This window comes from Caballeronia sp. LZ033 (assembly GCF_031451265.1).
In the GTDB taxonomy this organism is placed as follows: Bacteria; Pseudomonadota; Gammaproteobacteria; order Burkholderiales; family Burkholderiaceae; genus Caballeronia.
In genome coordinates, this window is record NZ_JARUXQ010000003.1 from 249,816 (window position 1) to 261,880 (window position 12,065).

A 12,065-nucleotide genomic window follows, 5' to 3' on the forward strand; every position below is an offset into this window, starting at 1 on the left:
AACCCACATGATTCGATTCAGGATCGGCAAGATCACGGCGACGCTCGTCGAAGAGATGGTGGATCACTCGTTCAACTTCCTGAAGTTCTTTCCGCTGGCGACCGAAGAGGCGCTCGCCGAAAATCTCTCGTGGATGACGCCGGGCCACTACGACGCGGCCTCGGGGCGCCTGTTGCTCAGCATGCATTCATGGCTCCTCGATACCGGCAAGCACAAGATCCTCATCGACGGCTGCGTCGGCAATGGCAAGGACCGGCCCGGCCGGCCCGACTGGTGCGGACTCGACACGCCGTTTCTCGATCGGCTCGCTGCCGCCGGCGCGACGCCCGAAGAGATCGACTATGTGCTCTGCACGCATCTGCATGCCGATCACATCGGCTGGAACACGCGGCTCGTCGGCGGGCGCTGGGTGCCTACGTTCGCGAACGCGAAGTATGTGTTCTCGCGGCGCGAGCACGCCTTCTGGGAAGCGAAGTGCGCAGCCGACGCAGGCAAGGGCGGCCCGCATCTGATCGCGTATCAGGACAGCGTGCTGCCGGTGATCGAAGCGGGGCAGGCGATGATCGTCGACGACTACGCCGAGCTCGCCGGTTGCCTCACGCTCGAACCGGCGCCGGGACACACGCCGGGGCATGTGGCGATCTGGGTCAAGTCTGACGATGCACGCGCCGTGATGACGGGCGACATCATCCATCACCCGGTGCAGGTCCGGTATCCGCAATGGAGCTGCTTTGGCTGTATCGATCCGGTGCAGTCGGCGCAGACACGCGAGCGGGTCTTGCAGGCAACCTGCGAGCATCGCGCATTGCTATTGCCCGGGCATTTCATGGCGCCGCATGCGGGCTATATCGACGAGGCGCGCAACGGCTTCGCGCTGCGCTGGGCCGAACCGGAAGCCTGATGAATCCTAATGCGCGTCGATGAACGCGACGACATCGGCCAGCACCGGAGAGGGCTTGCCCGGTTTGGCCGAGAATGACTCGACGATCGTCACGTGCCCGAGCCCCGGGTACTTCTTCAACTCCACCTTGTCGTGATGCGCGCGCAGGACATCGGCGAAGCGGTCGCTGTTGCGCGGATCGACATCCTTGTCGTCGGTGCCGGCAGCGAGGAACATCGGCGGCTCGTTGCCGTCGACGAAGGCAATCGGAAGCGCCTGTGAACGCAACGCGGCAGGGAAGATCTCGTCCATGTGCGGGTCCGTCGTCGGAATGACGGCGTACGGTCCCGCCAGTCCGATCATGCCGGCAAGCGAGCGATTCGAGAGCCCATGCGCCGCCAGATAGCGCGGATCGGTCGCGAGCATCGACGCCATGTGTGCGCCGGACGAATGTCCCATGACGAACAGGCGCTGCGGATCGCCGCCGAATTCATGCGCGTGATCGTGCGCCCAGCGTACAGCCGTGGCGGGATCATCGAGGAAGCTGGGAAAGACCGTGTCCGGATACAGGCGATAGTCCGCCGCGACGGTCACGACGCCATGTGCGGCGAGCGCCTGCGCCACGCCATGCGAGTCCGAGCGATGGCCGCTCTGCCACGCGCCGCCATAGAAGTACACGACGATGGGCCGCTTTGAACCGGCATCGGCGGCCGGGGCGTATAGATCGAGCCGCTGGCGGCGCGCGGCGCCATAAGGGATGCCGCCCGCTTCGTCGTGTTCGCGCGCACGCGGGGCGATGACGCCCACTGCGCAGGCGGCCAATGCCGCGGAGATGAATCGTCGTCTGGTGATGACACGCATGGTGCTGTCGACCCGCAATGGTTCCGGTACAGCCGTCATTAGACGATGTCTCGCGCGGCGCTGTACGTGCGCAAGACATCGCTCACACAATATGTCCGGATCGGAAGGAGGATCGAAGCGCCCGATACGCGCACAGTGTTCGGTATCGCACCGAAGCGTGGCGCGTGCGGCAAAAACGACAAGTCCCGGTGGACGGCTGCGCGCCGTGCACCGGGACTCTGCTCACATGAAGCTCAGGCTTAGTGCGATGCCTGAACAGCCGCCTTCATGGTCGCGTAGATGGCCTTCTTCTGGCCGCTGTTGGTGAGGATGCCGTAGTCGCCGGTGGGATCGTCATAGAGCTCGTACCACTGGAAGCCCACCACGCCATACGTGTTACGCGCCGCGTACAGCTCAGGAATCGTCTTCGTGATGTAGGCCTGCGCCTGCTGTGTCGTGAAGTCGAAGTTCACGCCGATTTCCGTGAACATGATCGGCAGGTTATAGGCGTCGTGAAGGATCTTCAGCACGTTGTAGTTGGTGCCGTCCTTGCCCCAGGTGTTCTGCGGATCAAGGCCGTCCGAATACCAGTGCAGCTGGATGATGTCGGTCTTCACCTTCGGATGCCCGGTTGAACCGTCCGGCTGAACGCCCGTCAGCATGCCCTTGTACCAGCCCAGATAGAGGAAACCCGCCGATGCCGTCGCGATGACCTTCGTCTGTCCCGCCGTATCGACCGAACGCCAGCCGTCGTAGTAACCACGCAGCGCGCCGCGCCAGATCGGCCAGGTCGTGTTGTCGTAGTCGGAGACATTGACGCCGTCGTTCGCGATGCGCTTGTTGTGAACGTCGAGATCGTATTCGTTACCGAACTCCACCACCGGCACGCCCTTCAGCTTCGTCGCCGCGTAGGCCGCCATGTTGTAGGCGTAGGTGTAGGCGCTCGATTCCGTCGGCGTCTTGCCGTTCAAGGTCGGATCGTCCCAAGGATAGGCGTCGATCAGCGGCATCACCGTGACACTCGAACCGAGACCGGGGATGACTTTCTCCGCCAGCGTATCGATCTGATCGTAGCCGTGCACGTCCTGACGAATGCCGGTGAGACCGAGGTCGACCATCGTCGCTGCCTGGGTGCTCAGCGGAGTCTGCGAATAGACGCCGCCGTAAGCGTAATGCTCGTTGACGCCGAAGAAGGGCATGCCCGGCGCGCCCGACGTGGACGTGCCCGTGGACGCCGCGGTCGTCGACGATGCGCTCGACGGCGCCGATGCGGCCGTCGAAGACGATGCAGGCGTCGAAGTCGATGCGGGCGAAGAGGCTGCGGTCGAGCCCGAGGCCGAGCCCGTAGTGGTGCCTGACGTGGTGCCCGTCGATGAACCCGTGGACGTGGCGGGACGCGGGTCCGCCGACACGACCCAGGTGTTGTTCTGCCAGACCCACCATAGCTTGTTCACGTTCTGCTGATAGATCTTGCCCGCGTACCAGAGCAGCGCGATCACGTCCTGCGAGAAGCCGGCTTTCACATTCGCGCGATAGATGACGCCGCTTTTCACGGTCCACACGGCGCCGCTGGAGTCATTGAGCGACGTGGCGGGCGGAATGACGGTGCCGCTCACGGAAGCGGGATGCCGGTTGATATCGATGACCGTGGCGGGATCAGCGCTGTTGGCGACGCTCGACGGACCACCGTTGTCACTCCCGCCACCGCAGGCTGACAAGATAAGCGCACCTAAGCAGTACGCATAAGCACTCGTACGGAGATTTTTCATTTCTTTTAGATCCGGAAATCGTTGATTGGAATCGCCGGAGAAAAACGTCCCCACTGCTTTCGAATGGCCATTCGAAGCAGTCGGAAAAGTGGCGATCGGGCTAGACGTTCGCGGGAGAAATGCGATGCGAAACGCGCTTCAGTCGGTTTGTTGGCGACTTGAAGAAATGTTACACAGCTGAATCAAGATGAGTATGACGTAAGAAGTAACTTCTTGTAACCAAAATGGACGACGCGAAAAAATTGCATGTCATTCCATAATATGAATGCAATTGGATGCCGCGCAGGGGCTTGCAATACGGCTTTTGAGTCGTCCCCGATATCTTTTATATTGGTTATACAAAAGAGGATGAGCGAATGCGGTAAATCTGGCAATGGCGGTTTTGTATCGCCGAAGAAACATGCTTGTGAAACTTTGACGACAACCATCACTTCTTTTGGCAGGTAATCGCGCCAGGCCAATATGCTGGCCATCTGTCGATTTACCCTTCGATGAAACGTCGTCGATATATCTCCAACCTGTCCTGAGAAGAGGAAATCACCATGGCTACCGGAACCGTTCAATTGCACCGCGTCTTGCGCACTCCGCCGGAACGCGTTTATCGCGCGTTTCTTGAACCCGACGCCATCGCGAAATGGCTGCCGCCCTATGGCTTCACCTGCCGGGTTCATCAACTGGAGGCGCGTGTCGGCGGGACGCACAAGATGTCGTTTCATCAATTCGGCACGAGCAACGGCCATTCATTCGGCGGCGAGTATCTGGAACTCCTGCCGAACGAAAAGCTTTGCTATACCGACCGTTTCGACGACGCCAACCTGCCTGGCGAAATGCGCGTCACGGTGACCTTGCGACAGGTGTCGTGCGGGACCGAACTGAGGATCGTGCAGGAGGGCATTCCGGAAGCGATCCCGGTGGAGATGTGTTATCTCGGCTGGCAGGAATCGCTGCTGCAACTGGCGAGACTGGTCGAGCTGCAGATTCCGGAGTGACAAGCGCGTATTCCGATTGATGTCGCGGGTGGCGGTTTTTTATTCGAGGGCGTCAGCGGGTTACGATGCGTGAACCTGTCAAAGGTGAACGCAGGCAGGCCCGCCTGCGGCACAACGAGAAACCGCAGCCATGCAAACGAACCGGATCGTCCTGACGCTGTACATGGACGAAGAAACCGCGGCCGCATCGGTCACGGCGAGTCTCTTGCACCGGCTCCAGCGTTCGGTCGATCACATCGTGATCGAGCGAAGCGTTGCGACAGGCGAGCCGTCGCGCACGGCAACCGTGCTCGTTGCCGTGCTCGGCCCGCGGGACATCATGGAGTTCGCTCATCAGCTGCACGACTGGCTCGCCCGCAACGGGTCGGCCGAAATCGCGATCGGCGCGAATCCGATCACGCCATGCCGGGGGCTGACCACCGGGCAATTGCACATGCTTCTCGCGAGTGCCGTCGAGGACGAGCACGCGCCGCGCTAAGGCATCCGGCATTCATCTCCAGTAGCCGACACCATAGCGCGGTCCCCACCAGCCCGGATGTCCCCAGTACCCGACCGCGACAGGCGGCGCATAGACAGGCGGCGGCGCGTAATAGGCGGGTGGCGGCGCATATACGGTCGCCGGAGCGTAGGGCGCATAGGGAACGTAAGGAGACACGGGCACGACCGCCGGCGCCATCACGACAGGCGCGACTGGCATGCCGATACTCATCCCGACGAAGACATGCGCCTGAGCCGCGCTGATGCACCCAAGGCTCAGCACCGTGGCGGCGATCACATAACCGGTCTTCTTCATGATGGTTCTCCTCAGAACGCGGTGCGGCTTGAGTGCGCATCGGTTGAGGATGATTCTCGGCGTCGTGAATGAGCGGCGAATTAGGGCAGTGCGCGGCCTTCGCGCAGCCTGTGCGGCATCGTGCAGTCAAGCCGAAAGCCTGTTTCGATGGCGCGCATCGCATTTGACGAGTCAGCTTTCCTACTATGACCAAGCAGGCCTGAAGTGCATGAAGAAGCGTATTCAACACAACAACCTCTTCCAAGGAAAGCCATGAAGCCAGCCTATGTTCTGATGACCCTGACGTGTGCCCTTGCCGCTCAATCGGTGTTTGCGGACGACCAACCCGTCGCGCCCATGAAGATGACCTGCGAGCAATTCACCCAGCTCGATGACGCCTATCGCCCCGCGCTCGTCTACTGGGTCGCGGGCGTGGACAAGCTCGGCATCAAGGAAACGGACAGAGTCGTGGTCGATACGGCGCATCCGGTCGGCGAGATCGTCGCCACGGAATGCAAGAAGGATCCGAACGCGCCGTTCGTGAAAAAAGTGCGGTCGATGATCAAATCCAACCAGATCTCGCTCTTCGACCATCACTGAAGATCTGCGGCGGGCATCGCGGCATGGCCGCGATGCCTTTGCACTTCATGACTCGAGCGGCACGGCACTGACGCACTTGAGTTCGTCGAGACAGACGCTGGACTTGACGCCGCTCACGCCGGGAATGCGCATCAACGTGTCGAGCAGGAATTCCGACAGTCCCTTGAGATCCCGCGCGATCACCTTCAGCATGTAGTCCACGTCGCCGGCCACGGCGAAGCACTCCTGGATCTCGGCCAGCCGGCTGACCACGCCTTTGAATTTGGCCAGATCGCGCACGTGGCCACGCTCCATCGTCACCTGAATGAAGGCCACCACGCCGAAGCCGAGCATCTGGGCATCCAGACGCGTTTCATAGCCCCTGATGACGCCCAGCTCCTCGAGGCGTCGATGTCGCCTGAGTGTCTGCGCGGGTGAGAGACTGATGGCTTCGGCCAGTTCGAGATTGGAAATGCGCCCGCGCGCCTGGAGCATGGCGAGCAGGCGCAGGTCGATGCGATCGATCTCGATGGTCTGCAATTTTCTTTCTCCCCTGGAGCAAACGATGAAACGTGCATGCACGAAAACCGGCTGCGACGCTGCAAATGCGAAATCATAGCGTGCCGCCGCCCGGCGCCGGACCCACGCCGCTCGATGCCCTGCTGAATGAAATCGTGCGGCGCTACCGGCTGACGGAGATCGGTCCGACGTCGTGGCCGCTCGACGCAGCGCAACCGGCGACGACGCTCGCCCTCGACATCGAGCGCGCGCGTGAGGCGAGCGCACGCGGCGAGGCGCCCGACGCCGCCTGTCGTCTGCGTTTCCTGCATACGCTTGCGCGCCTGATCGGCGATGCCATGCATCCCGATTCCGGCGATGCCGCATTCCAGGCCCTGGTGCTGCGCCATTGCTCGGCCTGGGTGGGCGAATACGCGTCGCTTTCGGCGCAGGCCGCTCAGGACCGCAGACGGATCCGCACGGAAGTGGCGGCAATCGCGCATCCGGCGAAGCTGGACCGTACGCCGGCGGGTGTCCGGCGAACCTTGCTGGCGCACCTGCATGCGGCAGCTTCAGTCGCGCGTCCAGCCGAATTGCAGGACGCCGTGAAGGCGTTGCTGGACCTTCCCGACGTCGCCGCCGACGCTTCCTTGCACGAGGCGCTGGCGCGTCTCCAGCGTGGTGCCCCGCTCGAACGGCTCTTCCGTCTCGAAACGCTGGAGCAGGATGAGCGCGTGCGCCGCTACCGCGCGCTGTGGGACCGCCAGGGGCCGGCGCCGGGCAGCGACGAGGCGGCCGCACGCGGCGCGCGATCGCGAGCGCGCGGGGCGAGCGCGGAGGCGTCGGCGGCGGACGCCCTGCGCGCGCTGGCACGGCGGCTCAATCATCTGGAAGCGGGGAGGGCGGAGTATGGCGTCGTGACCTCCCTGCGCGTGCCGGCCACGATTCCCGGCAGCGCGGCGCACGCCAAGAGCGAGTGGGATGCCGTGCTGTTGCGGCGCGCAGCGCCGGGCGCGGCGGCTTCGGCCTGGGATGTGTGTCTGCTGGTGGAGGCGAAATCCTCCGTCGATGCCGCTGCGACCGATTTCCCGCGGCTGCTGCGCGGCGTGCGGCTGCTCGCGTGCGCCGAAGCGGACATCGAGTACGCCTTTGGTGCGCGGGAGGGCGAAGTGCGCCTGCGCGGCGCGTCGCTGGCAGCGTTGCGCACGGATGAAGCCGCATTGAGGCGTTCAATCCTGTATTGTTGCGATGCGCCCGCGGAGCCTGCGCCGCGCCTGCTGAACGCGGCGGGCCGCATGCAACTCCTGACCGCTCCGGCGAGTCTGAGCTTTGCGGCGCGGCTGGACGAAGGCTTCCTGGCGGAACCCGCCGAACTGGAACCTGTATGGAAGGAGTTGCTGTCCTCGCCCCGCTGGGCTACCGTGCTGAATCAGTACCCGATACTGCGTCAGGTCCGGGAGTTGATGGTTCATCCGCATGATCTGCTTGCCGTGGCAGGCGCTGCGGCCGACGGCCGCTGATTGCGGCACGCCGGGCGGCGATAATGCCGTATTGCCGATGAACCGGCCACCCGATACGCACCAACTGAAGGCATGTGGACTGCTGGGCTTCATGTATTTCACCGTAAGCGCCAGCAAGGCCATTCCTGTTTAATTACCGATCGAGCTTGCCATGTCAGAAGCTGTTACAAATCCGCAAAATGATTTCCTGAACGCGTTGCGCAAAGAGCGCAAGCGCGTCGCTATTTTTCTTGTCAACGGGATCAAGCTGACGGGCCACATCCAGTCGTTCGATCCTTACATGGTCTATCTCAGCTCGACAGCCGGCGCGCAATCCATCTACAAGCACGCCATTTCCACCATCAGCGAAGATCACGACCGTCCGCATCGCACGGATCGCCCCGAGCGCCGTCCGCACGGGCCGGCCCGCTGAGCGGCGCGGTTGCTTCCTGGCTTTGCATCCCTTCCCGTTGCGCTGACCGCGTCGCGAGCCCCGATTGCCGGGGCTCGCCCGAACGCGCGTTCCAGTGCACAATCTCGCGCCGGATCCGGCGCGATACAATTTCCTTTCTCGAAACAGGCCGCGGATGAAATTCTGATCGCTGAGTCAGGGTTTGTCTGTGTCCGTTAGGAAATCATATTGTGCGGCAGGAAATCTACACTGATTCCCCTGAAACGGACGGCGCGCGCTTCGGCATCGCCGTGTCAGGTTCAACCGCATAACGAGGGAGAGGGCACGTGGCATTGCAAGAAGACGGCACGCTCAAACGCGGCCTGAAAAATCGTCATATTCAGTTGATCGCGCTCGGCGGGGCGATCGGCACCGGATTGTTTCTCGGCATTGCGCAGACCATCAGGACGGCGGGTCCGTCGGTGCTGCTCGGTTATGCCATTGCCGGCATCGTTGCGTTTTTCATCATGCGCCAGTTGGGAGAAATGGTGGTCGAGGAACCCGTCGCCGGTTCGTTCAGCCATTTCGCCGACAAGTACTGCGGCCAGTATGCAGGCTTCCTGTCAGGCTGGAACTACTGGGTGCTCTACATTCTCGTGTCGATGGCCGAGCTTTCCGCCGTCGGCATCTACGTCCAGTACTGGTGGCCGGGCATGCCCACGTGGATCTCGGCGCTCGTCTGCTTCTGCGTCATCAACGCCATCAACCTCACGAGCGTGAAGTCGTATGGTGAACTGGAGTTCTGGTTCGCGATCGTGAAGGTGGTCGCGATCGTCGGGATGATCGGCTTCGGCGGCTATCTGCTGCTTTCCGGCAGCGCAGGCCCGGAGGCCAGTGTGTCGAACCTGTGGCGCCACGGCGGTTTCTTCCCGAACGGCGTCTCGGGGCTCGTGATGGCGATGGCCGTCATCATGTTCTCGTTCGGCGGACTGGAACTCGTGGGCATCACGGCGGCGGAGGCGGACGATCCGTCGCACACCATTCCGCGCGCCACCAATCAGGTCATCTACCGCATTCTCATTTTCTACGTGGGCGCACTCGGCGTGCTGCTGTCGCTGTATCCGTGGCAGAAGGTGGTGACCGGCGGCAGCCCGTTCGTGCTGATCTTCCACGCGATGAACAGCAATCTCGTCGCGCACGTGCTCAATGCCGTTGTGCTGACGGCGGCGCTCTCGGTCTACAACAGCGGCGTGTACTGCAACAGCCGGATGCTCTACGGCCTCGCGCAGCAGGGCAATGCGCCGCGCGCGCTGCTGCGGGTCAACGCGCGCGGCATTCCGCTCGCCGCGCTCGGCGTCTCGGCGCTCGCGACGGCCGTCTGCGTGCTGATCAACTACCTGATGCCGGGCAAGGCGTTCGAATTGCTGATGGGCCTCGTGGTGTCCGCGCTGATCATCAACTGGGCGATGATCAGCCTGATTCACCTGCGGTTCCGTCGTGCGAAGGCGCGCGCCGGCGAAACGACCACGTTCCGCAGCCTCGGCTATCCGCTGACCAATTATCTGTGTCTCGCGTTCCTCACCGGGATTCTCGTCGTGATGTGCATGATTCCCGACTTGCGCATGTCGGTTTATCTGATTCCCGTGTTGCTCGCGGCGCTCGGCGTGGGCTATGTCGTGCGGAACCGGCGGACGCGGGCGGGGCTGGCGGTGTCGCGCTGAAGCTTCATTCGCGCAGGCCCATCGCGCGCAGCAGCGCGTCGATCTGCCCGAACGCGTCCTGCTGCCACTGGTCCGGCGTGCGGTCGCCCAGCGCTCGCGTATCTTCGACGAAGCGCCTCACGCAGGTCGGACCGTGCGCCTCGAAGGACGCGAATTTGTCGGCGATGTGAGCGAAGCCCCGCGCGCCGCTCGCATGCTCCAGCAGCGGCCGGCACTCGGCTGCCAGCGCCTCGATGCCGCCGGCATAGTTGCGCACGCAATAGTAGATGTCGTACGCATCCTTCTGCTTGTAGCGGCCCGCGAGCGCATGGCCTTTCATGGCCAGCAACGCCGGGATGGAACAGACGGCAATCTCCACGCGGTTCGTGCCGCCGTTCGGCATCGGTCCCGCCACTGCCACCAGTTGATAGAAGCGCATGGCCAGGTCGGCGCCGTCGGCGCGCTGCACGGCGAAGTCGCTGATCAGCGGCGGCACGTTCTTGACGATCTCGGCATCGCGCGGCATCAGAAAATCGACGATGACGTCGATCGCTTCCCCGCCGTCGCGCACGGCAACCTGCCGCACCAGCTGGAAGCGCCGCAGCCCGGCGCGCTGGCTGTAGCCATGACCTTGCAGCGTGCCGACGAGCGTGGCGTATTCGCCGTCGCCGAGCGCTTCCGCATCGAGCCCGACATCCACGTCGAGCGTGCCGACGTGCGGCATGTCCTCGTTGGCCAGCAACAGCCACGGCACCGCGCCGCCGATGATGGCGAACTTGCCCTTGAAGCTGCCGAGGATCTGACCCATTTCGATCAGCACGGACTTGACGGCGGCGGTGGTGCGGTCGTCGTAGTCGGCGGCCGATTGCGGTTCGTGGGGAGGTGTCATCGGGACCATGGAAGTTTTTCCTGGCGCAGGTGGTCGGCGGCCTCCGCGCCACGTTCGCCGGCAATGGAGAGGTCGAGCCAGGTCTGGACCGGGCTGGTGCAGATGGCGCCCGGCGCGGGCTCGATGGTATCGGCCAGCAGCGCCGGATCCTTCGGCAGAAGGATGCTCACGTTTTCGCCCTTCAGGACCGGCGCCAGCTTGAGCGCGGCTTGCAGCGTGCGCAGGCCGTCGTCATCGGCGAAAAAATAATGGGTGCCGGTGCGGCCGTAGGGCGCCAGCCATTGCGCCGCCGAGAAGGAGGCGAAGGCCGCATGCCCGGAAGCGTCCGGGGCGCGCAGTGCATTGCGGGCTGCGTCTTTGAGCGCGCTGCCGTGCAGCGGCGTATAGAAGCGCAGCAGTTCGCCGGCCGGCGCGGTGTAGCTGTCGCGCCATGCGTCCAGCAGGGCGGCCGGCGCACAGAGCACGAGTCCGTCGTCCGAGGTGCGCGCCCATTCGCGGTCGAGCAGGCCGTTGCGGACATTGCTGACATGCCCGAGGCTGACGCCCGACAGGTCCGCCAGGTCGCTGACGCGCCACGCTCGCTCCGGCTCGCGCAGCATGACCCGCAACACTTGCGCGGATTTCGGCCTGAACAGGGACTTGAGTTCGCGTTGTTCCGCCTGCGGCTTGTCCGCCACGATGCGTTCGATGAAGACGTTGCCGAACGCTATCCGGGTGTTGCCCTGCAGGTCCAGATAGCCTGCGTGTTCCTCGCTGCACATCTGCCTGACTGCGGGCGAAATATACGGGGCGATGAACACAGGTGTGGCGCCCGGCGGATGGCGCGCGACATGACGGCGCAACTCCAGCAGCGCGGCGCGCGCGTAGCGCGGTTGACCGCTCGGCTTGAGCACGCAGATGAGCGAGTGCCGTTGGTCATTCACCGTGATCCGGAAGATGAGGTCCGGTTTCCAGTCGTCGAACTCGGAAACCGTGTCGATGCCTTCAACCCTGAGCACGGGGACGCGCGCGAGCAAGTCCCGCAAGGCCGATTCGGCTTGCTGCAGACTGGGAGCGGATTCTCCGGTGGGAAGGGGGTCTTTCATCAAATAGCCCGGTTTCAGCATTTGTTGAAAGTACCATCTTTACTGAAAATCCGCCAGTTTTCACTGTTTTGGCTGGTTTCAACATTTGCTGAAACCAGCCAATTTACTGAAATTCAGGTGCAAGGCCTATTGTCGTTCGTGGGTGCGGTGGCCACCACGCGCCGTTTCGCCCGC

The 12,065-nt window shown here is 63.2% G+C and carries 14 protein-coding genes; 7 read left to right on the forward strand and 7 right to left on the reverse strand.

Translation table 11 applies throughout. The features are described from left to right. The first annotated feature begins 7 nt into the window (after positions 1-7). Positions 8-901, forward strand: coding sequence for an MBL fold metallo-hydrolase (locus QCE62_RS22440; RefSeq protein ID WP_309923336.1), 894 nt, complete (start codon positions 8-10; stop codon positions 899-901). A gap of 6 nt (positions 902-907) precedes the next feature. On the opposite strand, the gene QCE62_RS22445 is transcribed toward QCE62_RS22440, so the two are convergent. The 3 genes from QCE62_RS22445 to QCE62_RS22455 form a co-directional block, all read right to left on the reverse strand. After that, positions 908-1,741, reverse strand: a complete 834-nt coding sequence (locus QCE62_RS22445; RefSeq protein WP_309923338.1) for an alpha/beta hydrolase — start codon at positions 1,739-1,741, stop codon at positions 908-910. Positions 1,742-1,980: 239 nt separating this feature from the next. Further along, a complete protein-coding gene (locus QCE62_RS35315) occupies positions 1,981-3,438 on the reverse strand; it encodes a beta-glucosidase (RefSeq protein WP_409017896.1) in 1,458 nt (485 codons plus the stop codon). Between the two features lie 233 nt (positions 3,439-3,671). After that, positions 3,672-3,962, reverse strand: a complete 291-nt coding sequence (locus QCE62_RS22455; protein WP_309923340.1) for a hypothetical protein — start codon at positions 3,960-3,962, stop codon at positions 3,672-3,674. Positions 3,963-4,031: 69 nt separating this feature from the next. Here QCE62_RS22455 and QCE62_RS22460 point away from each other — a divergent pair, with 69 nt between their 5' ends. Beyond that, the gene (locus QCE62_RS22460) at positions 4,032-4,478 is read left to right on the forward strand and encodes an SRPBCC family protein (protein WP_309923342.1); all 447 of its coding nucleotides are present in this window, start codon (positions 4,032-4,034) and stop codon (positions 4,476-4,478) included. Between the two features lie 130 nt (positions 4,479-4,608). After that, on the forward strand, positions 4,609-4,956 hold the full coding sequence (locus QCE62_RS22465; RefSeq protein WP_309923344.1) for a hypothetical protein: 348 nt from the start codon (positions 4,609-4,611) through the stop codon (positions 4,954-4,956). 12 nt (positions 4,957-4,968) lie between these two features. Here QCE62_RS22465 and QCE62_RS22470 read toward each other — a convergent pair whose 3' ends face one another. Further along, complete coding sequence (locus tag QCE62_RS22470; RefSeq protein ID WP_309923346.1) at positions 4,969-5,271, reverse strand: hypothetical protein; 303 nt, start codon at positions 5,269-5,271, stop codon at positions 4,969-4,971. A gap of 252 nt (positions 5,272-5,523) precedes the next feature. Here QCE62_RS22470 and QCE62_RS22475 point away from each other — a divergent pair, with 252 nt between their 5' ends. After that, positions 5,524-5,850 carry an HdeA/HdeB family chaperone gene (locus QCE62_RS22475; protein ID WP_309923348.1) on the forward strand — a complete coding sequence of 109 codons (327 nt, stop codon included), beginning with the start codon at positions 5,524-5,526 and terminating at the stop codon, positions 5,848-5,850. A 45-nt stretch (positions 5,851-5,895) separates the two neighbouring features. Here QCE62_RS22475 and QCE62_RS22480 read toward each other — a convergent pair whose 3' ends face one another. Beyond that, positions 5,896-6,369: an Lrp/AsnC family transcriptional regulator gene (locus tag QCE62_RS22480; protein WP_309923349.1), complete on the reverse strand. Its 474-nt coding sequence runs from the start codon at positions 6,367-6,369 to the stop codon at positions 5,896-5,898. Between the two features lie 65 nt (positions 6,370-6,434). On the opposite strand from QCE62_RS22480, the gene QCE62_RS22485 reads away from it, so the two are divergent. The 3 genes from QCE62_RS22485 (at position 6,435) to QCE62_RS22495 (ending at position 9,938) form a co-directional block, all read left to right on the forward strand. Beyond that, positions 6,435-7,847 carry a 3-deoxy-D-arabino-heptulosonate 7-phosphate synthase gene (locus QCE62_RS22485; protein ID WP_309923351.1) on the forward strand — a complete coding sequence of 471 codons (1,413 nt, stop codon included), beginning with the start codon at positions 6,435-6,437 and terminating at the stop codon, positions 7,845-7,847. A 151-nt stretch (positions 7,848-7,998) separates the two neighbouring features. Further along, a complete protein-coding gene (gene hfq / locus QCE62_RS22490; RefSeq protein ID WP_309818489.1) occupies positions 7,999-8,259 on the forward strand; it encodes an RNA chaperone Hfq in 261 nt (86 codons plus the stop codon). A gap of 305 nt (positions 8,260-8,564) precedes the next feature. Continuing rightward, positions 8,565-9,938, forward strand: a complete 1,374-nt coding sequence (locus QCE62_RS22495) for an amino acid permease (protein ID WP_309923353.1) — start codon at positions 8,565-8,567, stop codon at positions 9,936-9,938. A 4-nt stretch (positions 9,939-9,942) separates the two neighbouring features. On the opposite strand, the gene QCE62_RS22500 is transcribed toward QCE62_RS22495, so the two are convergent. Both QCE62_RS22500 and QCE62_RS22505 read right to left on the reverse strand, forming a co-directional pair. Beyond that, positions 9,943-10,815 (reverse strand): nucleotidyl transferase AbiEii/AbiGii toxin family protein, encoded by an 873-nt coding sequence (locus tag QCE62_RS22500; RefSeq protein ID WP_309923356.1) that lies wholly within the window; start codon positions 10,813-10,815, stop codon positions 9,943-9,945. Continuing rightward, positions 10,803-11,891 (reverse strand): hypothetical protein, encoded by a 1,089-nt coding sequence (locus QCE62_RS22505; RefSeq protein WP_309923358.1) that lies wholly within the window; start codon positions 11,889-11,891, stop codon positions 10,803-10,805. Before QCE62_RS22505 ends, QCE62_RS22500 begins: the two co-directional genes overlap by 13 nt. Between the last annotated feature and the right edge of the window lie 174 nt (positions 11,892-12,065).